This is a genomic window from Paractinoplanes abujensis, from assembly GCF_014204895.1.
GTDB lineage: Bacteria > Actinomycetota > Actinomycetes > Mycobacteriales > Micromonosporaceae > Actinoplanes > Actinoplanes abujensis.
Genome location: NZ_JACHMF010000001.1, coordinates 718,404 through 742,319, shown reverse-complemented (window position 1 = coordinate 742,319; position 23,916 = coordinate 718,404). Strand labels below are relative to the sequence as shown.

Annotated in this window: 19 protein-coding genes; 11 read left to right on the top strand and 8 right to left on the bottom strand. The window is 68.5% G+C overall.

Features of this window, described 5'->3' with window-relative positions; all coding sequences use genetic code 11:
* Nucleotides 1–129: 129 nt before the first annotated feature.
* Entirely contained in the window at nucleotides 130–1,479 is a 1,350-nt protein-coding gene (locus tag BKA14_RS02855) for a helix-turn-helix domain-containing protein (protein WP_184949380.1), read from the bottom strand.
* Between the two features lie 218 nt (nucleotides 1,480–1,697).
* On the opposite strand from BKA14_RS02855, the gene BKA14_RS02850 reads away from it, so the two are divergent.
* The 9 genes from BKA14_RS02850 to BKA14_RS02810 are packed head-to-tail and all read left to right on the top strand — an operon-like array spanning nucleotide 1,698 to nucleotide 10,772.
* On the top strand, nucleotides 1,698–1,976 hold the full coding sequence (locus BKA14_RS02850; RefSeq protein WP_184949379.1) for a hypothetical protein: 279 nt from the start codon (nucleotides 1,698–1,700) through the stop codon (nucleotides 1,974–1,976).
* Nucleotides 1,977–1,988: 12 nt separating this feature from the next.
* Complete coding sequence (locus BKA14_RS02845) at nucleotides 1,989–3,161, top strand: pyridoxal phosphate-dependent aminotransferase (RefSeq protein WP_184949378.1); 1,173 nt, start codon at nucleotides 1,989–1,991, stop codon at nucleotides 3,159–3,161.
* Nucleotides 3,162–3,170: 9 nt separating this feature from the next.
* Nucleotides 3,171–4,118 (top strand): FAD-dependent oxidoreductase, encoded by a 948-nt coding sequence (locus BKA14_RS02840; protein ID WP_184949377.1) that lies wholly within the window; start codon nucleotides 3,171–3,173, stop codon nucleotides 4,116–4,118.
* A 6-nt stretch (nucleotides 4,119–4,124) separates the two neighbouring features.
* Nucleotides 4,125–5,057 carry a hypothetical protein gene (locus BKA14_RS02835; protein ID WP_184949376.1) on the top strand — a complete coding sequence of 311 codons (933 nt, stop codon included), beginning with the start codon at nucleotides 4,125–4,127 and terminating at the stop codon, nucleotides 5,055–5,057.
* A gap of 12 nt (nucleotides 5,058–5,069) precedes the next feature.
* Entirely contained in the window at nucleotides 5,070–6,041 is a 972-nt protein-coding gene (locus BKA14_RS02830) for an NAD(P)-dependent oxidoreductase (RefSeq protein ID WP_184949375.1), read from the top strand.
* Nucleotides 6,038–7,027: an FAD-dependent oxidoreductase gene (locus tag BKA14_RS02825; protein ID WP_184949374.1), complete on the top strand. Its 990-nt coding sequence runs from the start codon at nucleotides 6,038–6,040 to the stop codon at nucleotides 7,025–7,027. Before BKA14_RS02830 ends, BKA14_RS02825 begins: the two co-directional genes overlap by 4 nt.
* A 15-nt stretch (nucleotides 7,028–7,042) precedes the next feature.
* Entirely contained in the window at nucleotides 7,043–8,899 is a 1,857-nt protein-coding gene (locus tag BKA14_RS02820; RefSeq protein WP_184949373.1) for an SCO2524 family protein, read from the top strand.
* On the top strand, nucleotides 8,899–9,816 hold the full coding sequence (locus BKA14_RS02815; protein WP_184949372.1) for an SCO2523 family variant P-loop protein: 918 nt from the start codon (nucleotides 8,899–8,901) through the stop codon (nucleotides 9,814–9,816). Before BKA14_RS02820 ends, BKA14_RS02815 begins: the two co-directional genes overlap by 1 nt.
* Nucleotides 9,813–10,772: an SCO2522 family protein gene (locus tag BKA14_RS02810; protein WP_184949371.1), complete on the top strand. Its 960-nt coding sequence runs from the start codon at nucleotides 9,813–9,815 to the stop codon at nucleotides 10,770–10,772. Before BKA14_RS02815 ends, BKA14_RS02810 begins: the two co-directional genes overlap by 4 nt.
* On the opposite strand, the gene BKA14_RS02805 is transcribed toward BKA14_RS02810, so the two are convergent.
* A complete protein-coding gene (locus BKA14_RS02805; protein ID WP_184949370.1) occupies nucleotides 10,757–11,713 on the bottom strand; it encodes a DUF6879 family protein in 957 nt (318 codons plus the stop codon). The two genes, BKA14_RS02810 and BKA14_RS02805, sit on opposite strands and share 16 nt — an antisense overlap.
* On the bottom strand, nucleotides 11,710–12,651 hold the full coding sequence (locus BKA14_RS02800) for an SCO2521 family protein (protein WP_184949369.1): 942 nt from the start codon (nucleotides 12,649–12,651) through the stop codon (nucleotides 11,710–11,712). Before BKA14_RS02800 ends, BKA14_RS02805 begins: the two co-directional genes overlap by 4 nt.
* Nucleotides 12,652–12,842: 191 nt before the next feature.
* On the opposite strand from BKA14_RS02800, the gene BKA14_RS02795 reads away from it, so the two are divergent.
* The gene (locus tag BKA14_RS02795; RefSeq protein WP_184949368.1) at nucleotides 12,843–13,940 is read left to right on the top strand and encodes an NADAR family protein; all 1,098 of its coding nucleotides are present in this window, start codon (nucleotides 12,843–12,845) and stop codon (nucleotides 13,938–13,940) included.
* Between the two features lie 31 nt (nucleotides 13,941–13,971).
* Here BKA14_RS02795 and BKA14_RS02790 read toward each other — a convergent pair whose 3' ends face one another.
* The 4 genes from BKA14_RS02790 to BKA14_RS02775 all read right to left on the bottom strand — a co-directional run bounded on the left by BKA14_RS02790 (nucleotide 13,972) and on the right by BKA14_RS02775 (nucleotide 18,746).
* On the bottom strand, nucleotides 13,972–15,300 hold the full coding sequence (locus tag BKA14_RS02790; protein ID WP_184949367.1) for a glycosyl hydrolase family 18 protein: 1,329 nt from the start codon (nucleotides 15,298–15,300) through the stop codon (nucleotides 13,972–13,974).
* 62 nt (nucleotides 15,301–15,362) lie between these two features.
* Nucleotides 15,363–16,433 (bottom strand): winged helix DNA-binding domain-containing protein, encoded by a 1,071-nt coding sequence (locus BKA14_RS02785; protein WP_184949366.1) that lies wholly within the window; start codon nucleotides 16,431–16,433, stop codon nucleotides 15,363–15,365.
* A gap of 33 nt (nucleotides 16,434–16,466) precedes the next feature.
* Nucleotides 16,467–18,104, bottom strand: a complete 1,638-nt coding sequence (gene pgi / locus BKA14_RS02780) for a glucose-6-phosphate isomerase (protein ID WP_184949365.1) — start codon at nucleotides 18,102–18,104, stop codon at nucleotides 16,467–16,469.
* Nucleotides 18,105–18,161: 57 nt separating this feature from the next.
* The gene (locus BKA14_RS02775) at nucleotides 18,162–18,746 is read right to left on the bottom strand and encodes a TetR/AcrR family transcriptional regulator (protein ID WP_184949364.1); all 585 of its coding nucleotides are present in this window, start codon (nucleotides 18,744–18,746) and stop codon (nucleotides 18,162–18,164) included.
* 242 nt (nucleotides 18,747–18,988) lie between these two features.
* On the opposite strand from BKA14_RS02775, the gene BKA14_RS02770 reads away from it, so the two are divergent.
* Nucleotides 18,989–20,929: an ArnT family glycosyltransferase gene (locus BKA14_RS02770; RefSeq protein ID WP_184949363.1), complete on the top strand. Its 1,941-nt coding sequence runs from the start codon at nucleotides 18,989–18,991 to the stop codon at nucleotides 20,927–20,929.
* Between the two features lie 130 nt (nucleotides 20,930–21,059).
* On the opposite strand, the gene BKA14_RS02765 is transcribed toward BKA14_RS02770, so the two are convergent.
* Nucleotides 21,060–23,699, bottom strand: coding sequence for a putative bifunctional diguanylate cyclase/phosphodiesterase (locus BKA14_RS02765; protein ID WP_239092931.1), 2,640 nt, complete (start codon nucleotides 23,697–23,699; stop codon nucleotides 21,060–21,062).
* Nucleotides 23,700–23,916 lie beyond the last annotated feature (217 nt).

Below are 23,916 nucleotides of genomic sequence, written 5' to 3'. Positions count from 1 at the left end.
CTCCCTCTGCCCCGGGACCCGTATGTGTCCCGCGTACTGCCACCCTCAACCTCGTTGACCCGGCAACTATTTCAAAATCAAAGAACCTGCGCTGCGGCGTGGATCACACCGCTGGTCGCACTCCGGCAGTCACGCCGGGTAAAGCCGGGATCCGTTCAGTGATCGCAGGTATTCGACGAGATGGCGCACCTCGGAGGTGCTCGTCTTGCTCGACGGCAAGGCGCTCAGGATGGTCTTGGTCCGCTCCGGGATCTGGCCGACGTGAAACTCCGTCGGCACGTCCCACGCCGCCCGGACCGACTGACAAGCGCCATCGACCTCACCGGACGCGAACATGACGGCAGCCCGATCAAGATGAAGCAGGGAACGGCCGACAAGATCTCCGCTTACCGAGGTGAGTTCCAGCGCCCGGTGTCGTAGCGGATCGGCGAGCCGGCCCTCACCCACGATGCTGAGGGCATTCGACTGGTGCCAGCGCAGGAAGTACTCCGGGATACGGATGCCGTCCGCCGCGATCATCTCTGGGGGCAGCTCGTCGAATATGCGCTCCGCCGTGCGGACGGCCACCAGCGTCTCCCGGCGGTTACCCAGCCGGGCCTGGACGCCGGCCTCCGACAGATAGCCGAAGAGCGCCGCCGAGTTGGGCGCCGACCCGCTGGCCAGCTGCGCCACTCGCGCGGCGTCCAGCCCTTGCCGCAGCGAGTGCCCGTAGCAGGCATGGGCATCACAGAGGTGACCGGCAATCCACGCCTCGATACCGGCGTCCTGGGCCCGGCGAGCGGCATGCCGGGCCACACCGAACCAGTTCATGGTCTCGTGAACGCTGGCGACGTCGGTGAGCCGCACACCGATGAAGCCCGCATTCTTGGCCAGCGTGCGATAAAGACGCCGTTCCAGGCCGACCGGCTGCCGCTGCAACAGCAAACGCTGAATCGCGGCGATATCCATCATCCGGGCCGGCACGAAATCGAGTGGCGCGGTCGTGTAGAGCCCGTAGCCACTGTCGTCGGCCCGCTGCTCGAAGTAGGAAACTGCTTGACGGGCGGTGCGACCGTTGAGGCGAACTGTGCCCAGCCCTTCGGCCGTCAGCACCTCCACTCCGTCGGGCACATCCACTTTTCGAGACGGCTCGTCCGGCTCCGTGTAGTCGTGACCGAAACCGAGACGGTCAGGCCTGGTGCGGTAGAGGTAACACAGGGCGTCGAAATAGCGGGCCGACGGCGTGTCAGAACCGCTCTCCCAACGGGAGATCATCTGATGGGCCAGGCCATCACTGACAACTCCCCGGTCGCGCAGGATCTCTTTCAAACGGTCGGCGACGTCGGTCAAGGTATAGCCGTGGGCCACCCGATGGGCGCGCAGCAGCGAGACACCGCAGTGCTGGTGAATCGCGTGAGCCGCGTCGTAGGGGGTGCCCCGAGCCTGCTTGACCTGCTCCGCCAGGCGGCGTCCACATGCACTGCCGTGCTGCTTGTCCACTGTCGTCTCCCGAGGTCAACGGTCAACGGCCCGAAGCGCCGGACTAGCTGCAGGCTAGCTCCGCTCCGGGCAGCCCGTCGACCACCGGCGACCGCTCTGCACGCGACACGTGCAGAGCGCGGTGCACGCATTGCGTGAAGGCCGAGTCGCCCGCTTTCCTGGAGGCACGAACAGTCCTCATGCTGGCCGCAATAACGGAAGCGAGATGGAGGAATGTCATGCGGCGATTCAGGAAGTTCGCCGGCGGCCGGCATTCGCCTGGAGAGTTCGAGTGCCACTGTCAACACGGGAACAACGCGCTGGCGCTGATCATCGAATTGATGCAGACCCTCTCGCTGGTCGTCGCCGTTCCCAGTTATTTTCTTGACGACTTCGCACTCCTGACCACCTTCGCGCCGCTGCTTTCGCTGGCATTCACGGCCGCCCGCATCGGCGTTTCATATCATCGGCCCGGCCGCCGCTTCGACAACGAACCGAACGATCAGCAGGCACTTTGAGTGGAGGAGAAAATGACCGCCCGCAATCTCACCGAACTGGAACTCCGCGCCCTCGACCCACGTGTGATCAACCTTTCGGACGGGCACGCGCATCAAACTCTCTCGGCCGAAAGCCAGGCCGGCATCAGGACTGCGGTCGAGAGGGCACTAGCCGGGACCCGGCCGGACTACCCCGAGGCCGAGCGGCAGTTTCTCCGCGCGCTGACCCATCACACCGGACAGGAGTATCCGGACGGCCGGACCTTCGTGACCTATGCGTCCTCGGTCGCGATGTCCGCCGTCGCCAGTCACCTGAGGAGGATGGACCGGCCGGTCGGCGTCGTCTGCCCCACCTTCGACAACATTCCGGGGCTCCTGCGCACGCTGGACATCAAGCCGATTCCGATTGACGAGCGAGACCTGACACCGACGGTCGACCTCGCCCGGCTGGATCTGAACGGACTGGGAGCCCTGGTCCTGGTCGCCCCGAACAACCCCACCGGACGCTGCCCGACCCGGGCGTCGTTGGAGGAGCTGATCGGCTGGGCCGCCGCCCGCGATGTCCTCCTGGTCGTGGACACCGCCTTTCGCTGGTGTGACGACACGATGCGCTGGGACCTCGTCCGAGCGGCCGAGGAGCAAGGTGCCGACCTCATCACCATCGACGACACGGGCAAGGCGCTCGCCTTCGCAGATGTCAAAGCGGCGGTCATCGGCGTCACTCGCCGTCTGAGCGAGCCGATTCGCGCCATCCACACGCAATACCTGCTGAACGTCTCGGAACTAGGGCTCCGAGCACTCACCGTCATGCTGGATCCGAGCCGGCCCGACAACGAACTCGAACGTGCCCGGAAGATCATTCTCAAGAATCGGGCCTACTTCGACAACGCCATCGAGGCGCAGGTGGGTTCCATCGGCCAGGATCCGCGGCGGCGAGACCGTAATCCTGCGCTGAGTGTGGAGTGGCTGAGGCTGCCCACGGGCCGAGACACGCTCCTCGAGGAGTGCCGGGCCCGGCAGCTGGAGGTGCTCAACGGAGATCAGTTCTTCTGGGCCGGGGAGTCCCTCGAGACAGGCACTTTCGTCCGTCTCGCACTGATGCGCGATCCCGCCTACTTCGCCCGCGGCATCGACCTCTTCGTCGAGTCCCTCAGCCGAACACGCAACGTCCATCGTCGTCTTCCTCTGCGTAATCGGCGTGACTAAGGTGGACGCATGGCGAGCGCCGACGTTGTGGTCATCGGATCCGGAGTCGTCGGCATGACAACCGCGCTTTCTCTCGCCGAGGCCGGTTGCAGCGTCACGGTTCTCACGGCCCACCGCCCCAGCGAGACGACGTCGGCGAGGGCGGGGGCGTTGTGGGGGCCCTATCTGGTCTCCGACGACCGGGTGCTTCGGTGGAGTCTGCTGACTCTGCGCGAAGTAGGATCGCTGGGCGCGGACGCAGGCGTCCAGTTCGTGGGCGGATACGAGGCGTCCCGGATCGAGATGTCGCCACCGGCCTGGCTGCACAACTTGCCGGGCTACGCCGTCCTGGCTCCGGAGCGGATCCCGGACGGTTTCGTGGCCGGCTGGACGTATTCAGCGCCCATCTTTGAGATGCCGGTCTACCTGCGATATCTCCAACAGAGACTGAACGACCTCAAGGTGCGGACCGAAATGCTCACCCGCCCGCTCCGCGGCATACGCGAGGCGATGGCCGAGGCCGACGCGGTCATCAATTGCGCGGGGCTGGGCGCCCGTCGCCTGGTGCCCGATCCCGAGGTGACGGCAAGCTGGGGACTCCTCGTCCAGGTAGAAAATCCGGGCATCGAACCAGGCTTCTTCTCCGACTATCCGGAAGATGCCGAGCCCACCTACTACATCGCCCACTCCGACCACGTGATCCTCGGCGGCTGCCTCCTCGACGAGGAGCCGGACAGCCGGCAAGCAGTTGCCGACATGGCGGCCCGCATCCGCGCCCGGTGCGCGGCGATCGAGCCCAGGCTGGAGCAGGCTCGGACGCTCCACCAGCAGTCCGCGCTGCGACCGGTTCGATCGCAAGTCCGGTTGGAGCGAGAGGTTCACGACGACACGGTCGTCATTCACAACTACGGACACGGTGGATCCGGCGTGACCCTTTCCTGGGGATGCGCGCGCGATGTCACCGCCCTGCTCGGATAGGTCGAGATGAGCACACTCAACACCCAGATCGACAGCAGGGGTTACGACCCCGACCCGTCCGAGCCGGTGGACCGCTGGTTTCAGGCCAAGAACGCCTCCAACGCCCGGACCACAGCGGACATCCTGAGCAAGCTCCGCACCGCCGGACCGGCCGTGGTCATCGATCCTTTCTGTGGTGGTGGCAGCACTGCGGCGGCCGCACGAATACTCGGGCTCGACTTCTTCGGTATCGAGCGCGATCCCCTGCTCGCCTGCGTGACCCTGGCCAAAGCGACGGCGCAATTCCGGCACGTTCCGCTGTTGCCGCCGCTCGCTGCCGCCGGCCAAACGGGCTGGCTGACCTCGGCGTTGACGGACATCGCCGATCGGATCGATCCGGCCGACGCGGTCGTGGTGTCAGCGCTGGCCGTACTGGCCGCTGTCCGGGCTGCCCACGGCCGGACGGCGCATGCCTCCATGTTCGCGACCGATCTGGAGATCGCACCACCCAGATCATCGACCGTTCGCGTGGTATGCGGGGATGCGACCGATCCGCAAGCGTGGCGCGCATTGAACCCGGCAGCGACGCCTGCGCTCGTCTACACGTCGCCGCCGTTTGGCCCGACATCTCCTACTGTGACCGCCCCGGCCGAGGTGCGCACGGCGGCATCGGCTGTGCTCGAGCGTGTCGGAGCGATGGTAGGCCAGCCGACCGGCTCCGCGCCGCGTCCCTTCACGGAGCTGACCGTCGGGATGTTGCGCCGGCTGACCGAGCATGTGCACCACGGACGACTGGTCATCGAGCACGAACCCGACGACGTTCAGGCGGACTCCACCGGCCCGCTTGTGGATGCGATCCAGCAACACTTAAGCCCTGCTCTGCACACACCTGGGATCGACCGGTACGAAGCCTTTTCAGCACGCGGCACCTTCACCCTGATCTCGTACCGCGTCCGCTGAAGAACGGAGTTCATGGTGTTCACCCACCGATCTTCCGGCAAGATACTTGTGACCGGGGACAGCACCCCCTCCAGCGTCCTCACGATGATCGAGGAAAGACACTACGAGGTACGTCTGGTCCCGGATCACGCGCTCAACCCCGAAGAGCTGCACGCCGCTTTGATCGGAATCCGCGGATATCTGATCGGCGGCGAGGAAGTACCCACAACCGAACACTTCGAGCAAGCCACGGCGTTGGAAGCTGTCGCCTTCCTGGGCACCGATTTCCGGGCCCACGTTCCGGGTTGGCAACGCGCCTTCGAGCTCGGCATAGCATTTGCGAACACTCCCGGAACGAATGCGACGGCGGTGGCCGAGCACACCATCCGTCTCCTTCTGACTCTCGCCCGGCCCCTGCCGCCCGGGCCGCTGGGCGATGAGCTCGGTGGCCGGACTCTCGGCATCGTGGGCGCCGGCCGGATCGGTTCACGGGTAGCCCGGACTGCTGCCCTGGGATTCGGCATGCGCGTCATCTACGCAGCGCCTCGCCGCAACGAGCCACTCGAGGCTGCCCTCGGAATGCGTCATGTCAGCATCGAGGAGCTTATTTCGGAGTCCGACGCCATCTGCCTGCACCGGCCCGGACCGGCCGAGGGGGAACCGCCGTTGTTGGGCGCCCTTGAACTGGGTGGTATGCGTACGGGGGCCATGCTGGTCAATACGGGCCATCCGCGTCTCGTTGACCCCTCGGCGCTGGCCGAGGCGATCGAGGCAGGACGCATCAAAGCCGCGTTCGACGGTCTCGGCAAGGGGCCCGAGTGGAAACACTTGGAGAGTCTCGACCCGCACCGGTTCGTCGCCTCGGTCTCAACGGCTTACCGCACACACGAAGCGAACCTTCGATCGAGTTCGGCTGCCGCCCAGGCAGTGTGCGACGTGCTCGACGGTCTCGGATCGCCTCTGGTGAACAACCCTGATCATCGCGAGCGAAGAGCTCAGCCATGATCGGCCCGAGCAGCGATCCGCATTCGGGATCACCGGCCGACGTCGTTGTCGTGGGCGCCGGCGTGATCGGCCTCACCACCGCCTTGCGCCTGGCGAAGTCCGGGCTGAAGGTTCGTGTGTACGCCGCAGACCGATGCCCCTCGCGCACGTCATCGGCGGCGGGAGCCATCTGGGACCCGCTCTACGCCGAGCACCCCCACCGCGGCCGGTGGGCCGAGGAATCCCTAGGACGCTTCGCCCGCATGGCCGTCGACGGCGTACCCGGCGTCCGGATGCTGTCGGGCATCGAGGCCTCGCAGACGTTGGTGGAGATCCCGGGCTGGAGTCGAAATCTGCCCGAGTTCCGAGTGTGTGAGCGCGATGAGCTGCCCACCGGCTTCGCAGTCGGATGGCGCTACCGGGCGCCAGTCATCGATATGCCGGCCTATCTGGCTTTCCTGGGCGCAGAGTTGCAGTCGCTGGGCGCAGAGGTGGTGAGGCGACGGCTCACCACCTTGAGCGAGGCCATGGCAGAGGCGCGGGTCGTGGTCAACTGCGGTGGATATGGCGCTCGGGACCTTGTGCCGGATCCGTCGGTACGACCCATACGCGGCCAGCTCGTGGCGGTGCGAAACCCAGGAATCGCGGAGTTCTTCATCGAACAGAGCAGCGGAATAGACGACTCGACGTACTTTCTGCCCCAGGGCGACGACGTGTTGCTCCTCGGCGGCTGCGCCGAACCGGACGCAGACGGCTACGAACCCGATACCACGACGGCCGAAGCAATAGTGCGGCGCTGCGCCGAGATCGACCCCAGGATAGGACACTCGGAAATTCTCGAGCATCGAGTCGGTATCCGGCCGCACCGGCCCACCGTAAGACTCGAATTGGTCACGACGCAGGACGGTCACGTGATCCACAACTACGGCCACAGCGGCTCCGGCGTGAGCCTCGCCTGGGGTTGCGCAACGGAAGTGCTCGACCTGGTCACCCCGCTCCCCGACTGACCGACAGGACGGCTGATGCAGATCCAACCACGCCAGCAGCTTCTCGACATCTGGCGGTCCACAGCCCGGGTTTCCTATCACGACGGTGAGTGGTTTCCAGGCGGGCGCAGCGGCAGCAACTCGATCAGCGACGCCGAGCAACTGTTGTGCATCATGGCTCCGGCTACCGAGATTCCGCTGTTCCGTCTCGACAATCCTGACGCGGTCGCCAGCGACGTGCTCGACACGTTGCGGACGGTCGGCGACAACCTGCAGATCCCGCAGCGGCTGTTGCGGGCACTGCGCAGTTACATCGACCGGTACACCGATTCCGGCGGTACCCCCGTCTTCTCCGGCGACTCGTATTTCTCGGTCGACGAGAACGAGAGCCCGGGCGCCGAGATCAAGCAGGAGCAGCGCGAGCTCGACGTGGTCGACTCGTTCTCCATCTCGGTCACGCTGATGCTGGCCACGATCGGCTTCACCAAGATCTTCCGGCAGGTCGTTACCCGTGCGTCATTGCTCACGCAGGTCGACGAGTTGGAGAAGGCGGCCAGCTTGCGCTTGACGGCGGCGATGGCAGGTCTGCTCCGCAGTTTTGCGGTCAACGTCTTCACGGCCGACAGCCTCGCCGGCCTGGAACTGGTACGCACGGTCAACCAGGAGCGACGGCCCAGCCACCAGGTAGTCGACGAACTGCGCGAGGCGCTCCGTGAGATCAACGCCCGCTTGCGGGACGACGTCACGATCGGTTCCGGCGCCGCCGAGGGCAACGAACTCGACAACCCGAATCGGCTCTTCGAGTGCGGCTGGTCGTGGGGTGTCGTGCAGGAGGCACCCACAATCGAGACGTCGGCCTCGATCGGCGAGCAGTGTGCCGGCGCCGCGCAGAACGCGCCTTACCTCTACTTCACCACCGTGGCCATGGACGCCGTCCAGGCGCTCTCGTCGGAACGCACCCGGCTGCTCGGCCTGCTCGACGCCGAGCAAGTCCGACTTGCGCAGTCGTTGCAGCTGCGCTTCGAGCTCACCCGGTCCTACTGGGCAGCCGTCGCCACATTCGGGTCGGGTCGCTGGCCGATTGAAGATCTGCCCTGGCGCACCACTGACGGCATCGAGTTCGACTACTTCAGCCTGCTGGTCACGGGCGTGGTCATCCAGAACATGCAGGCCGTCCGGCCGGCCACCACGGAGCTGGGCCGCGTGACCGAGGTGCTTGAGGAACTGGCCAACCGCAGCCGAATCACCCGGCGGTCCACAGAACCCGAAGCCGCGGTCAAAATCCACCACCCGGGCCTGCGCTTCCCGCTCGAAGGCAGTGAGGGTCACGGTGGCCCGCGGCTGGCCTGGACGGTCGCCGACATCGCGCCCACCCTCTTCAAGCGGGCGCTCACCCTGGCCGACATGGTCGATGACGGTCCCGTTCGCTCCCGCCTGCTCGACCTCGCCGACGCGATCTGGTCGCACCTGCAGGAGCGGGTGCTGCGCGAGGGCGATGACCACGGGCTGTGGGACCGTGCGGCAGGAGCATACAAATACCTGCCCGACGAGGTCCGCGAGGTGTCCTGGTATTACACGAAGCGTGTGGTCGACTGTCTCGTGGCGGCGGCGCGGCTGATCAACAACCCGCCGCTGCGTAGCACCCTGCTTACCCAGATTGCGGCCGACCTGCTCAGCGAGGCCGACCACCTGTACGACCGTGAGCTGCTCAACGGCACGACGACACGCGGCGAGACGCTGCGCATCGAGCTGGAACGGATCGGCACCGAGCTGCGGCGGGCGCGGGCCGTGCGCCGGGAACGGCCCGGTGTGGCTGTCGCCGTGGCCGAAGAGGTGCTGCGCAAGCTCGACCGCCTCTCCGCGGCGCGGCGGGCCGACAGCGGGATCAGCTGATGATCATCTTTGCGACCTCCGACAAGGGTGGCACGGGCCGCTCGGTGACCAGCAGCAACTTGGCCTACCGGCACGCGCTGCAGGGTTACGACGTCTGCTATCTCGACTTCGACTTCGGCTCACCCACGTCCGGCGCGATCTTCGACCTGCCCGAGGCGCTGGCCGGCGTCCAGGAGGGCGGCCTGCACAGTTACCTGATCGACGGCGCACCCGAGCCGCGGCGGCTCAACGTGTGGGCCGAGTCGCAGCGAGAGACGTTGCGCAACCGACCGGCGGGCGCAGGCCGGCTGACGCTGCTGCCCGGCGACGTGGGCCGGGGCGAGTTCAGCTCCCAGCCCGGCATCGTCGAGCGCTGCGTCACGCTGTTCCAGCGGCTCGATGAGGAGTACGACCTGATCATGGTCGACTTGAGCGCGGGCCGGTCCTATGCGACCGAGATCGTGCTGGCCGCCACACAGAACAAGGCCCTGCGCGACATCGTGGCCCGCTGGCTGGTCTTCCACCGGTGGACCCGGCAGCACATCATCACGGCCAGCGGCCTGGTCTACGGCCGGCACGGCATCATCGAGACCGGCGGGCATCTGGGCCACGACCCCCAGTCGCTGCGCGAGGCGATCCGATTCGTACGGACGGCAGTGCTCGACCCGTCGGCACCCGACCAGGCGGGCCTGCGCCCCGAGCAACTGGCGTGGCTCGACGTCTGCAACAAGCGCCTGCAGGAACTCGCAGCCAATAAGGGAGTGGGCAGGCTCACCATGATCGGCGAGGTACCGCTCGATCCGGTGCTGCAGTGGCAGGAGCAGCTCCTCTCCAACGACGATGTGTGGCTGCATCGAACGGCCAACGAGCGCACGGTGGTTGCCTTCGAGGAGTTGTCTAAGAAGATCGTCGACGAGAACGCGTGGGTCCGTCTGTGACGACTGCCGACGATTTTGCCACTGAGCTCGGCGTGCCGGCCGCGCCGGTCCGGTCGGTCGCGCTGTCGCACCTGTCGGTCGAGCTGGGTCACCTCTACATGGAGGACTTCAACGAGGGTGATTCCCGGCTGCGCCGGCAGTTCGACCGCGTACGCCCGTGGGCCGAGACCGCCGTACGTCAAGCAGAGCAGTCGGTCGCCACGGGTCGCGCGCGGATCAGCACGTGTTTCCTGATCGACGACTACTTCACCCGGTTCTCCTCGCCACGCGAGGTCGTGACCAGGCTTGTGGCCGCGGCCGAGAGGACCGGGTTGACTATCGACTATGTGGCCCGCGAGTCGGGATGCGCGCGAGCGGGTGAGGTGGACGTGGCCCGCTTGGTGCAAGAACATCTGGTGGACGAGCCGACCGAGGGCGCGAACGGACGCCCGGCAACCAGCGTGACCGGTTGGCTGACCAACGGCGAGCGCTCCCCCGGCACGTCAGCAGCAGCGATGGCCACGCCCCGGCAGTGGCGGCCGCCGCGGCAGAGCGCCGCCCGCAATCATTCGATCTTCGTGGATATCGAGCTGTGGGCCGATCAGCCGAACGGCGGGCGGTTGTGGTCGTGCCCGTTCCTGGCCGCCGTATGGCAGCTGCAACGACTCGGCCTGCTACGGCATCTCGGCCGGCCGGTTGCCGATCCGGTCGCGGCCACCCCCGAGACGCTGCCGGTCGAGTGGGAGCTGATGGCGCCGGTCGTTCAACTGAATCCGAGAGCGGCGCCGATGCGGGCGTACCGGACCTTCACCGCACTCGATTCTCGTTTCCTGTCGATCGAGCTGGCGGTCCGCACGATTCTGGGCAACGTCGCCGTCGACCCAGCAGCCGTAGAGCAGGTGCGCAAGCGGGCACAGGGCGAGGGTCTCGACCTGCCGGACGAGGCGGTCGGGCGCATCGGCTACGCGTTCCTCTGACCCGTCCCCGGTTCGCAGGACAACTCCCACAGTTCACGGAACATCTGTGAGCAGTCCTTGACGCGCGCCGCGGTCAGCACCAGCCGGGTCTCGGCCACCTGGGCGAGATGCGGGTCGCTGATGGTGGGCGTGGTCTCGTAGGCGACGATGTCGTCGAAAACGACCAGGTCGCGCAGCTGAATTTGCAGCGGGGTCGGAACGGCGGAGCGAACGAGCAGCCGCACGTCGATCGCCATCTGGCGCTGCTCCTCGTACGCACCGAGCAGCTTGGCGCCCAACTCCGGGTCGGGGCGTTCGAGCACGAAAATGCGTCGCACCCGCATGCCGTTCCGTGCCGCGCGGCGTTGAGCGTCGAGGTAGCGCAGGCCGATCTCGCTGTTCCACAGGTCGTGGTCGACGGAAGCCAGACTGATCGCGTCGATGCTCGCGGTGGCGTGCCGGGTCAACCCGAGCAGCCAGTCGCGGTCCTCGCCGTAGTAGGTCACCGTGCTTCCGTCGGAGAGCTGCTTGAGGAAGTCCGAGGTTTCCTTGATCTTCGCTTCGACGAACCGGTGGACGATCGGCGGCGAATCGGGTGAGATCAACGTTGAGTTACGGACGAGCTGAGTCACCACGTCGGTCTGCAGCGCCGAGGCCTCGACCGACCCGAACAAATCGGTCGCCTCACTGATCTTGAAGAAGGCGTCCCCGACCAGCCTCTTCATATCGGCCATGCCGGCAGCCCCGAGCTTCTCGACCTCGGCCAGGCGCTTTTCGAAGGCGATCAGGAAGCGCGTTATCAGGACGATGCCGCCGATGAGGATCGACAGGATGATGCAGGTCGCCTGCGGCTGGTCGAGCCCATTGGTGACGAGGAAAGTTGTCCCGCCCGTGGCGACGGTGAGCACGGCCGTACGAATGACACCGGAACTCTCGTTGACCTGACGTGCCGGAACGCTCACGGGGCCAATTCCCTCTTCGTCGAGCTCGTTTCCACAGCGGCCAGCGCGACAAGGTCGCGGATGCGATCGCGTACTAGTCTCCACTGATCGCTCAGGGCGTCCCGTCGCTCCATCTGCCCCCACAGATCGCGGGTCAGGTCGCTGCGGCGGCCGGGCAGCCAGAGGTGCAGCAGATGCTGGACGGCCGGGCGCAGACGTCGCAGCGCCTCGTCGAACGGAAGAATGCCGATCCCAGCCCGCTCGACGAGACCGGTTACCGAGGTCAGTAGCCAGTCGTGGAGCGCCAGATCCTCACCGAACGCAACCACCAGCCGCGGTTCGACGTCGGCCGGCAGGGTCAGGCGCAGCACCCGTAGCTGCTCGTCGTGCACGGTGAGGCGGGGCGGGCTGGGGGCGCCGGCCCGCTCGATCACGAACCGCAGCCGGGTGCGGGGCAGGCGCAACCGCTCGTAAGGACGGCCGTCGGCGGGGACAGCGCTCTGCACCGCATCGGACGCACGGCCAGCGATCTCACCCAGGTCGAGCGCGGCGGTGTCGCGGGCGGGGGCGGCGAAAGCGGCGGCCAGCTCGGCCGGACGAAATCGGCCCATGGCTTCGATCACGCCGGGCCGGGCCAAGTAGTGCGACCAAGGTTGGCGTGCGCTGCTTTCGGCCGGGAGCACGGCAGCCCACGCGGTGCCCTGCACGATGTGGCCGCCGACGACCGCCGCACGTTGCAGAACGGTGCCGATGCCCCGGACCTGCCGCGCCGAGGACACCCCGCCGAGCGGGCAGTCGACCCCGACGGGGCGGCTGGGTGACCGCACGTACGCCCGAGGGCGGTCGAGGCGCAACACCGGCTCGCCGGCCACGAGGTCGACCAGCAGCGCAGCCTCGCTCGCCCTCATCGGTCCGCGCCCGCGCAGCACGCCGGTGTGGACTTCACCCACGATCAGCATCCGGCCATCCCCTGTCGACAGACTGTAACTCTCAGCTACCACCCCGGCATGGACACCGCAAGGCCGGTCGAGTCGGAAGCCACGATCGACGGAGATTCACCTCACGCCATGGCCCGGTCCTCCTGGAGCAGCAGGTGGGAAACCGACGATGTCGCCGATAGTCCCTGAGCGGAGATCGTTAGGCTCGCCGGATGCCGGATACCACGCCGACCTGGCGGACCGTCGAGACCGAGGTCGTGCGGGGGCGGCAACGCCTGGTCTTCGTTCGTGAGCGGGAGCATTACGCCCTGACCCCGCTGCGCGTCTACGCCGACGGTGTCGTCGCCTGGCAGTGGACGTCGACCGACTTCGCCGGGCTGCGTGCTGCGTTCGACGACGGCACGGTGACGTTGGCGCCGCCCGGGGGTGCGCGCATCGTCGTCGACGGCACGGCCTCCGGCCCGGCCCACCTGGACTCGTGGCTGACCCCCGAGCTGGTGCTGGGCGACCTGGCCGACGACCTGGACCGGCTCAACGGGCGGCCGGACTCCTCCCGGCGCTGCTGGGACGCGCTTGTCGCGTACGCCGCCGACCCGAGCCCGGCGGGGCTGGAGACCGTACGGGAGCTGTATCACGCGGTGCCCGCGCACCGGCGGATCTTCATGCTGGGCGACATGGATCAGAACGACGTGCCGGTGCGGATCCTGCTGGCCGAGCCGGGCGAGACCATCCCGGCCCGGCATCCTGAGCGCACGCTGACCGTGTCGCCGGCGGTCCGGGAGGGGGCGCTGGAGTATTTCCGCCGCAGCGAGCGCGGTGCCGCCGAGTCGCGGGAGCGGGACACCGCGGACGGGCCGGAGACCACGGCGCCGCTGCGCGTGGGCGGTCACGTCTATCCGAACGGCTGGCCGGAGCCGCCGGGCCCGGAAGTGCTGCAGATCGACTATCCGGCGGTGGTCGGCCACGGCGGGCGGGAGTATGCAAGCGTCATGCACGCCTACTGGGCGTTGTCCACGAGCGACGCCGCCTGGCACGACCGGATTGCCGCCACCGCGCGCGGGCTCGACGCCCGGCGCCGGGCCGAGGAGGCGCCGCGCCGGGAGGACTGGCCCGCGGTGCGGCTCGGCGTGATGGCGGCGCTGCTGCGCGACAAGTTCGACCGGCATCCGCAGATGGCGCTCCAGCTGCGGGACACCGGCGACGCCCGGCTGCTCTACGTCGACTGGCGGTCCGGCTTCTGGAGCTCGGAGGGCGCCAACTGGCTGGGGCGGCTGCTGGAGCTGGTGCGCTCGGAGCGCGCGGGGCGATGATGGCGGTCACCGCCCCGCGCGCGGCCCGGCGTCAGCGGCCCTGCAGGCGCTTCACGTTGTCGCCGAACGTCCAGCCGCGGGAACCGTCCCAGTTGATCGACCAGGTCATCAGGCCCTTGATGCCGGGGACGCTGTTGTAGGCCTGGGTGACCAGGGCCGGCGTCATGTAGCCGCCGCCCGCGCCGGGCTGGGCGGGGAGGCCGGGGACCTGCTTGTCGTACGGGATGCGGATCGTCGTGCCCTGGATGGTGAGGCCGTTGGCCAGGCACTGGGTCTGCACGGTGAAGCCCTGGACCGTGCCGGCGCCGTACGAGTCGCCGTTGCAGCCGTACATCGAGCCGTTGTAGTACTGCATGTTCAGCCACCACAAGCGGCCGTTGTCCAGGTACTTCTTGATGATCGGCAGGTAGGAGCCCCAGATCGAGCCGTACGTGACGCTGCCGCCGGTGACGTAGGCCGTCTCGGGCGCCATGGTCAGGCCGAAGTTCGCCGGCATGGCGGCCAGCACGCCGTCGATGATGCGGATCAGGTTGGCCTGCGAGGTCGAGAGCTGGTTGATGTTGCCGCTGCCGGTGAGGCCGGTCTCGATGTCGATGTCGATGCCGTCGAAGTTGTACTGCTTGAGGATCGGCACGATCGTGGTCACGAAGCGGTCGGCCACGGCGGCTGAGCTCAGGTCGATGCCCGCGGTGGCGCCGCCGATCGACATCAGGATCGTCGCGCCCTGCTGCTTGGCCGCGCAGATCTCGGCCACGGTGGGCACCTTGACGCCGGCGTCCATGCCGTTCTCCCACAGCACCGTGCCGTCGGAGCGGATCACCGGGAAGGCGGCCATGAGCACGTTGTACCCGTGCTGGGTGATCCGGCTGTCGTTCATCGGGATCCAGCCCAGGCCGGGGTGCACGCCGTTGGACGCGCCGTCCCAGTTCTCCCAGTAGCCCTGCAGCACCTTGCCCGCGGGCTTACCGCGGACGGCACAACCGGTGGGCGGCGGCGTGGTGGGCGGCGGGGTGCTCGGGGGTGGCGTGCTCGGGGGCGGGGTCGTCGGCGGCGCAGTGGTGGTGGGCGGCGGCGTGGCCGGGCCGCCCGTGCAAGCTCCGAGATCACGCCACAGGGTCGGGGTGGCGGCCGGGTTCCAGCCCGTGCCCGCGTACGCGGTGTGGGTGACCAGGGCCTGGTAGAGGTGGGCGTTGTAGGTGACCTGCTGACCCGCGGTGTACGTCGGGCCCTCGCGCCAGACCGTGGCCGAGCAGGCCACCGCGGCGGAGGCGACACTCCCTCCGGTCACGGCGACGGCGAACCCGCCGGCTGCTACTCCCAGTGCGGCGGCCAGCGCCAGCACCCTGCGACGCACACCCATGGCGACTCCCTATGCGTACGTGACCTGCGTTACGCACATCATGGAGTTCACATGTTTAAATATCAAGGGTTCTTAACAGTCAGCGTCAGGCCCAGATAAGCCGCATACGGCTCCAGGGCCTCGGCTGCGGCTCGGCGATCAGCCGCGGTGAACTTCGTCAATGGTTCGACGGTCACCGTGACGCCCTTGCGGGTGAGCGTGCGGGTCCAGGTCGCGCGGACCCGGCCCGCCTGCACGAGCGTGGAGCGGAACACGCCGTTGCCGCCGGGAACGACCGCCTCGAAGTCGTCGGTCATCAGCGAGCGGTCCTTGTAGCCCAGCATGTATTCGTCGAAGCCGGGCAGCGCCAGCCACTCCCCCGCGCCGAGGTCGGGCGCGTCGGCCGCCATGATCATCTCGACGCCGTCGACCTCCACCGTGGTCAGTTGATCACCGGCGACGGCGATGCCCGTACGGCAGTCGGTCGTCGTCAGGCCCGTCCAGCCGACGAAATCCTTGCGCGGGGCCGGGCCGTGGCTGCGGAAATAGCGCAGCGCGATCAGGCCCAGCGCCTCCTCGCGGGACGGGCGGCGTGGCTCGGGCACCCACTCGTCGAGCAGGACGAACGTCTGCTCCTTGCCGACATGCGGCGCGATGGCCGTGACGCCGCGCTGCGACGCATACCAAAGCAGGTGATAGCCCCGCTGGCCGGCGATCTCGACGCCACCGCCGGTCATCGCGGCCATGCACTCGGCCCGGGTGAGCCGGCCGCCACCTCGCAGGGCCGCGCTCAGGATCTCGACGGCCCGGTCGACGGTCGCCTCGTCGAGGCCGAGCACCTCGCGGCGTTTCGCGGCGCCACTGAGGGCACGCACGCCCATCAGGTCGAGCATCCAGTGGGCGTCGGCCGCGGGCACCCAATGGACAGTGCCGCGCATGGGCCACGTACGGAGGACGCTTTTGTCCTCGATCGCCGCGTTGACCTGCTCGAGGGACCAGCCGGGCAGGCGGCAGCCGAGCGACCAGAGCGCGCTGTTGACGTCCTGCGCCTGCATCGCGCCGAACCACTCGACGATGCCCGTGACGTCGCCCGGGGCGTTGCCGCGCAGCAGCAGGCTGGTCATCCGTAGGCCCAGGGCCGTCGACGCGTTCATGCCGACGACCCTAGAGCCCGCGTACGACAGTTTTCAGCGGCCGCGCTGCGAGCGGTACAGCTTGATCAGCGCATTGGTCGACGAGTCGTCGTCCGCGGCCGGCTCGGACGACGCGGTCAGCTTGGGCGCCAGCTGGTTGGCCATGACCTTGCCCAGCTCGACACCCCACTGGTCGAACGAGTTGATCTCCCAGATCGTGCCCTGGGTGAACGTGATGTGCTCGTAGAGCGCGATCAGCTGCCCCAGGACGGCCGGGGTCAGCCGCTCGGCCAGGATCGTGGTCGTCGGGTGGTTGCCCCGCATGACCCGGTGCGGCGCGATCTCGGGCGACGTGCCCTCGGCGAGCACCTGATCGAGCGTGCGGCCGAACGCGAGGGCGCCGGTCTGGGCGAAGAAGTTCGACATGAACAGGTCGTGCATCTCGCCGATGTCGTGGTTCGGCTTGCTGAACCCGATGAAGTCGGCCGGGATCAGCTTGGTGCCCTGGTGGATCAGCTGGTAGAACGCGTGCTGACCATTCGTGCCGGGCTCGCCCCAGAAGACCTCGCCGGTCTGGAACGACGCGGGCGACCCGTCGAGCCGTACGGACTTGCCGTTGCTCTCCATCGTGAGCTGCTGGAGGTAGGCGGCGAAGCGGTGCAGATATTGCGAGTACGGCAGGACGGCGTGCGACTGGGCGCCCAGAAACGTGTCGTACCAGACGTTGAGCAGGCCCAGCAGCGCCGGCACGTTCGACTCGAGCGGCGTGTTGAGGAAGTGCTCGTCGACGGCGCGGTAACCGGCCAGCATGTCGGCGAAGTGCTCCTTGCCGACCGCGATCATCACGGACAGGCCGACCGCCGAGGGCAGCGAGTAGCGGCCGCCCACCCAGTCCCAGAAGCCGAACATGTTCTCGGTGTCGATGCCGAAGTCGGCGACCCGCTTGGCGTTCGTGCTGACCGCCACGAAGTGCTTGGCCACCGCGTCCGCGCCGGCATCGGACCCCAGGCCGGCCAGCAGCCAGTTACGCGCCTCGGTCGCGTTGGTCAGCGTCTCCTGCGTGCCGAACGTCTTGGAGCAGACGATGAACAGCGTGGTCGCCGGGTCGAGGTCGTGCGTCTTCTCGTGCAGGTCGGTGGGGTCGATGTTGGAGATGAACCGGCACTCGATCTCGGGCGCCTTGAAGTCCTTGAGCGCCTCGTACGCCATCACGGGGCCCAGGTCGGACCCGCCGATGCCGATGTTGACGACGGTCCTGATGCGCTGACCGGTGTGGCCGGTCCACTCGCCCGAACGCACCCGGTCGCTGAACGCGCCCATCCGGTCGAGCACCTCGTGCACCTCGGCCACCACGTTCTGCCCGTCCACCTCGAGCGTGGCGTCGCGGGGCAGGCGCAGCGCCGTGTGCAGCACGGCCCTGTCCTCGGTGACGTTGATGTGCTCGCCGGCGAACATCGCGGCGGTGCGCTCGCGCAGCTTGGCCCGTTCGGCCAGCGCCAGCAGAGCGCTCAGCACTTCGTCGTTGACCAGGTTCTTGCTGTAGTCGACGGTGAGGTCGGCAACCTGCGCGGTCAGGCGCTCGCCGCGCTTCGGGTCGCTGCCGAAGAGGTCGCGCAGGTGCACCCCGTTGAACTTCTCGGCGTGGCCCTGCAGCGCGAGCCACTCGGCGCTGTCGGAAACGTGTTCGCTCATTTGTCCTAGTCTCTTCCTTGAACCCGGACTCTCGTCCTCATCCTGGCACGAATCGTGCTAGTGCGACGGCGACGCCGTGGAGATCACTTGTCGGACTACCCGTTCCATGGCAGGCATCACCTTTTTCGGATCCTCCCCTGCCGTCTGCAGCGCCACCCGGAAACAGGCGATCCCGATCTGGGCCGCCAGCAGCGCCACCTCCGGGTCGGTTTTCCGCCGTACGAGGGTCGTCTCGAGCGCTTCGGCGATGCGCTGCATCTTGCGGTTGGCCCGGTCCTGCAACTCGGGCACCGTCGCGATCAACCTCTGCCGTACGCCGAACATGGCTCTGTCGCCCACGACGATGTCGCGTTTGGCGTAGGCGAGGCCCCAGAGCTGCGACAACGCGCCGGCCAGATCGCGCGGCGGGGGCGCCTCGGCCAGGGAGTCGGCGGCGAACTCCTCGATCAGCCGCTGCTCGCCGGCGAACAGGACCTCCTGCTTGTCGCCGAAATAGCGGAAGAACGTCGTGCGCCCGACCTGGGCCCGTTCGGCGATGTCGGTCACCGAGACCTGGGCGAAGCCATGCTCGGCGTACAGCGCGAAGGCCGCCTCGACCAGTTGCTCGCGGACCCGCTGCCGTTTGGCCTCCCGCAAGGACATGAGCCCACCCTAGCGGGACGGAACCGAGTCCCGGACGGTACTCAGTACCACCTCGAACTGCGGCACACCCTCGGCACCGTCCCCGCACCCACGTGGACCAAGCCCGCCGGACTGGCGCGCCCCGGCCCGGAACCCGAAGCCGGGACGCGTACGCGACCAGCAAACTGTGGGCCTTCTGTGAGAACGGGACCTCATAGAACAAGCACAGTGCGGGCACAGAGCGGAGGCCGACTCTTGCCGGCATGACGACCTTGTTGGAACGGCCACCTGCAGTTGCGCCTCGGCCCGCAGCCCCGCCCGCCTCCGGTGCGCGGCGCTGGCCGGTGCTCATTCTGCTGCTCGGCACGGCGGTGCTCTACCTGTGGGACCTGGGCGCATCCGGGTGGGGCAACAGCTTCTACGCGGCCGCCGCCCAAGCCGGCGCGCAGAGCTGGAAGGCGTGGCTGTTCGGCTCGCTCGACGCGGGCAACGCCATCACGGTCGACAAACCGCCCGCCGCGATGTGGGTGATGGGCCTGTCCGCGCGCCTCTTCGGCGTCAACAGCTGGGCGATCCTGGCCCCGCAGGCGCTGATGGGCGTGGCCAGTGTGTGGTTCCTGTACGCGGCGGTCAAACGCTGGTCGGGACAGGCGGCCGGGCTGGTCGCGGGGGCGGCGCTGGCGCTCACCCCGGTGGCCGTGCTCATGTTCCGGTACGACAACCCCGACGCGCTGCTCGTGCTGCTGATGACGGCGGCGGCCTACACGACCGTACGGGCCGTGGAGAAAGCCGCGTGCAAATGGCTGGCGCTCACCGGCGTTCTGCTGGGCTTCGGTTTCCTGACCAAGATGATGCAGGCGTTCCTGGTGCTGCCCGCGTTCGCTCTGGTGTACCTGATCGCGGCGCCCACCGGCCTGAAGCGGCGCATCCGGGACCTGCTGCTGGCCGGGCTCGCGCTGATCGTGTCGGCGGGGTGGTACGTCGCGCTGGTGTCGCTGTGGCCGGCCTCGTCGCGGCCCTACATCGCGGGCTCCACCAACAACACGCTGTGGGAACTGGCCCTGGGCTACAACGGGCTGGGGCGCCTCCTCGGCTCCACGGGCGGGTCGGCCGTGGCGAACGCCTCCTTCGGCGGCTCGACCGGGATCGGGCGGCTCTTCGGCACGTCGATGGGGCTGGAGATCTCGTGGCTGCTGCCGGCCGCACTGATCGGCCTGGCGGCCGGGCTCGCCTGCACGTGGCGGCGGCCGCGCACCGACCACCAGCGCGCGGCGATCGTGCTGTGGGGCGGATGGACGCTGGTCACCGGGCTGACGTTCTCGTACATGAGCGGCACGATCCACCCGTACTACACCGTCGCGCTGGCCCCGGCGATCGCCGCCCTCGTAGCCGTCGCCGGCCGCGCGATGTGGGCTGCCCGGACCTCGCTGCGAGCCCGGGCGGTGCTGGCCGCCATGGTGGGGGCGACCGCGGTGTGGGGATGGGTGCTGCTCGGGCGGGCCGACTGGCAGCCCTGGCTGCGCTGGGGTTCGCTCACGGCCGGGGTGGGGGTCGCGCTGGTGCTGCTGGTGCCGTTGCGGCGGCTCGCGGTGGTGGCGTTGACGGTGGCGGTGCTGTCGGCGGGGGCTGGGGGCGCGGCTTGGGCGGGGGCCACCGCCGCTGGTGCGCACAACGGGTCCATTCCGTCGTCGGGGCCGTCTTCGGCCGCCGGCTTCGGCGCCTTGCGGGGTGGTGGGCCCGACGGCAACAGGGCCTCGGATGCCGTGCCGCCCGGGTCATCGTCAGGTGCTGCTTCGTCCGGATCGTCGGGCGCGCCGTCCGGGTCCGCCATGGGTGGTCCGGCGGGTGGAGGCGGCGCTGGGAGCGACCGGTCCACCAACAGCGAGCTGACGGCCCTGCTGAAGTCCTCCACCACCCAGTGGTCCGCCGCGGTGAGCGGAGCCACCTCAGCGGCCGACCTCGAGCTGGCCAGCGGCACCGCGGTGATCGCCCTCGGCGGCTGGAACGGCTCCGACCCCTCGCCCACGCTGGCCGAGTTCCAGGCTTACGTGGCCGCCGGCCAACTCCACTACTACATCGCCGGTGGCGGCACGGGCGGCGGTCAGTCCACACAGGCCGGCCTGATCGCCGCCTGGGTAGCCGCCAATTACACGGCCACCACCGCCGGCGGGACAACGGTCTACGACCTCACCCAAGCGGCTTAGCTCTGCCGAACCGCAGCCGCAGTCAGGAGCCCCGCGTCCCGCCAAGACGCGGGGCTCCGGCGCGCGTCCCCGACGTCACATCCCCACAAACCCCCGGCGGCGCGCATTCACGCTCCCGAGTGACCTGGAACTAGGCCCCCGCGTAAGCCGGCAACCCCGCCTCCAGCAGTGCCCCGGCTTCGGGAGCAGGCACCGGCCGTGACAGGAAGTACCCCTGCGCGTAGTCGCACCCCATCCCCCGCAGCACCGCCAGCTGGGCCTCGTTCTCGATCCCTTCGGCCACGGTCAGCATGCCGAATCGCCGCCCCAGCCGGATGATCGTGTTGACCAGGGTCTCGTCTTCGGCGTCGCCGGAGCCGAGGCGGTCGACGAAGGAGCGGTCGATCTTCAGCACGTCCATGGGGAAGCGCCGCAGGTAGGCCAGCGACGAATATCCTGTGCCGAAGTCGTCCATGGCCAGCATCACGCCGAGCGCTTTGAGGCCGACGATGCGGGACAGGTTTTCGTCGGTGTCGGTCAGCAGCACGCTTTCGGTCATTTCGAGGCACAGCTGGTCGGCCGGCATCCCGGTTTCGGCGAGTACCGCCGCCACGGTGGCGGCCAGGTCGCCGGCCTCGAATTGGCGGACCGACACGTTCACGGCCATTTTCACGGGGCGGCCCCAGGCGACCGCTTGGCGGCAGGCCTCGGCGAGGACCCAGCGGCCGAGCGGCACGATCAGGCCGGTTGATTCGGCGATGCCGATGAATTCGAGTGGGGGCACCATGCCGCGGGTGGGGTGCTGCCACCGTACGAGGGCCTCGAAGCCGACGATGTCCCCGGTGGCCAGGTCGACGGTGGGCTGGTAGTGCAGCACCAGTTCGTCGCGGTCCAGGGCGAGGCGCAGGTCGTCGGCGAGTGACAGCCGTCGCATGAGGGCGTCGTGCATGGCCGGGTCGTAGCTCGCGTAGACACCGCCGCCGGCTTCTTTGGCTTTGTACATGGCCAGGTCGGCGTTGCGTTGCAACTGTTCGATGTCGGTGGCGTCGGCGGCCGCGGCGACCCCGACGCCCGCGCCGACATGCAGTTCGCGTCCGTCGACCAGGAACGGCTCGTCGAGGCTGTCGAGGACGGCCACGGCCAGCGCGGCGGCGTCGGCCGAGGTGATCACGGCGAACTCGTCGCCGCCGAGGCGGGCCACGGTGTGCGGGGGCGGCACCACGTCGAGCAGCCGCGCGGCCACCTGCACCAGCAGCTGGTCGCCGGCGGCGTGCCCGAGGCTGTCGTTGACTTCTTTGAACCCGTCCAGGTCGAGGAAGAGGATCGACACGTCGTCCTGGAAGGCCGCGGCCAGCCGTTCGCGGAACAGCGCGCGGTTGACGAGACCGGTCAGCGCGTCGTGGTAGGCCTCGTGGCGGAGCTGGTCCTGCAGCTGCTGGGCGTCGCTCACGTCGCGGGTGTTGAAGACCAGACCCCGTACGTACGGGTCGTCGAGCAGATTGGTGATGGTCATCTCGGACAGTCGCCAGGAGCCGTCCTGGTGGGGCAGCGTCACGGTGAACGTGTGGATTCCGCCCGGCCGGCCGAGCACGTTCTCGATGGCCGCCTGGACCCGGGGTGCGGCCCGCTTCCCGACGATGTCGATGAGGCGCCGGCCCACGAGGACCGCGGCGGGGTAACCGAAGATCCGTTCGACGGACGAGCTCTGGTAGCGCACGGTCGAGTCGGCTTCGAGGATCGCCAGCGAGTCGGAGCTCTGCTCGACGAGGGCCCGGAAGCGCTGTTCGCGGTTGGCCACTTCGGCCGTCCGGTCGGTGACCCGTTCTTCCAGGCGGCGGGCGAGCTGGCGGTTGTCGAGCACGAGGATCAGCCCGCGCAGCATGATCAGACCGATCGAGGCGAACCGGCACCACGTGAAGACGGGCGAGCTGGTGTGACCGGTGGCCAGCCAGAACGTGCCGGACGCCACGGCCGCGAGCACCGCCGCGTACGGCAGGAAAAGGCTGGCCGACCGGCGCGTGACGATCGCGTCGGGCTCGTCCTGCTCGTCGGCCAGGCGTCCCGTGCCCGCGGCACGGATGCCGGCCAGCAGCAGCAATCCGTAGCCGGCGAGCCCGCCCGCCTCGGGCATCGCCAGCCAGCCGGTGGTGTCCTCGGCCAGCATCCGGACGGCGGCGCTGTCCCCCAGCGCGATCAGCATCAACGCGACGCTGACCATGACGAGTGTGGCCGAGCCGCGGTAGCCGCGGTGCCAGCGGGCGAGGGCGGCGATCGCGACGGTGCCGAGCACGACGTCGGCCACCGGCAAGGCGATCAGCAATGTGTTGCCGTCCGCCTCGGCCGGCGCCAGCACGAAGTTCCAGCTCGTCATGAGCAGCGAGCTGGCCACCAGCAGGGCGTCGACGATGCTGCGCAGACGGGTCAGGCGGGTCTGTTCGGGTGTCGGGGTGACGAGGAGCGTGCCGGCGATGATCACGGCCATGGCGATGTGTCCGGCGCCCTGCGGTCCGTCGACGATGATGCCCACGGCCTCGGCCAGGGCGCCCGCGCCGAGCCCGAGCCAGGCCATCCGCGTACGGGCTTGGCGTAAGCGCATGACGTACAGGGCCATGCCGGCGACGGCGAGGGCGGTCAGCGCGGTCAGGCCGGCCAGCGTTCCCGAGCCGGCCACGGTGGCCAGGGCGACGCAGACGAGCAGCACGAGGACGGGTAGGGCGGCGCCCGACATCATCGCGTCCCTCCCCTGGTTGTCGCGTCCGGCGAACAGCAGATCGGGTTCTCGGCCGATCACCTGAGGGATCCGGGGGAAACAGGAACGGCGGCTTCCCCGTACGTTCCGGGGAAGCCGCCGCGAGCCAAGAAGAGTCAGGTCACTTCTTCTTCTTGTTCTTCTTGTCCTTCTTCGACTTCTTAGCCATGGTGGGACCCCCTTTCGACCTCAAACCGATCGCGGCGCGATCCGGCGCCGGTGGTTAACGTTACGGAAAGCGGAGGCGTACGGGGGCCCT

Coding starts and splice junctions, on each gene's coding strand:
- BKA14_RS02815 (WP_184949372.1), top strand. CDS start 8,899: ATGATCATCTTTGCGACCTCCGACAAGGGTGGCACGGGCCGCTCGGTG.
- BKA14_RS02825 (WP_184949374.1), top strand. CDS start 6,038: ATGATCGGCCCGAGCAGCGATCCGCATTCGGGATCACCGGCCGACGTC.
- BKA14_RS02800 (WP_184949369.1), bottom strand. CDS start 12,651: ATGCTGATCGTGGGTGAAGTCCACACCGGCGTGCTGCGCGGGCGCGGA.
- BKA14_RS02785 (WP_184949366.1), bottom strand. CDS start 16,433: ATGAACGCGTCGACGGCCCTGGGCCTACGGATGACCAGCCTGCTGCTG.
- BKA14_RS02835 (WP_184949376.1), top strand. CDS start 4,125: ATGAGCACACTCAACACCCAGATCGACAGCAGGGGTTACGACCCCGAC.
- BKA14_RS02790 (WP_184949367.1), bottom strand. CDS start 15,300: ATGGGTGTGCGTCGCAGGGTGCTGGCGCTGGCCGCCGCACTGGGAGTA.
- BKA14_RS02820 (WP_184949373.1), top strand. CDS start 7,043: ATGCAGATCCAACCACGCCAGCAGCTTCTCGACATCTGGCGGTCCACA.
- BKA14_RS02770 (WP_184949363.1), top strand. CDS start 18,989: ATGACGACCTTGTTGGAACGGCCACCTGCAGTTGCGCCTCGGCCCGCA.
- pgi (WP_184949365.1), bottom strand. CDS start 18,104: ATGAGCGAACACGTTTCCGACAGCGCCGAGTGGCTCGCGCTGCAGGGC.
- BKA14_RS02775 (WP_184949364.1), bottom strand. CDS start 18,746: ATGTCCTTGCGGGAGGCCAAACGGCAGCGGGTCCGCGAGCAACTGGTC.
- BKA14_RS02830 (WP_184949375.1), top strand. CDS start 5,070: ATGGTGTTCACCCACCGATCTTCCGGCAAGATACTTGTGACCGGGGAC.
- BKA14_RS02845 (WP_184949378.1), top strand. CDS start 1,989: ATGACCGCCCGCAATCTCACCGAACTGGAACTCCGCGCCCTCGACCCA.
- BKA14_RS02850 (WP_184949379.1), top strand. CDS start 1,698: ATGCGGCGATTCAGGAAGTTCGCCGGCGGCCGGCATTCGCCTGGAGAG.
- BKA14_RS02795 (WP_184949368.1), top strand. CDS start 12,843: ATGCCGGATACCACGCCGACCTGGCGGACCGTCGAGACCGAGGTCGTG.
- BKA14_RS02840 (WP_184949377.1), top strand. CDS start 3,171: ATGGCGAGCGCCGACGTTGTGGTCATCGGATCCGGAGTCGTCGGCATG.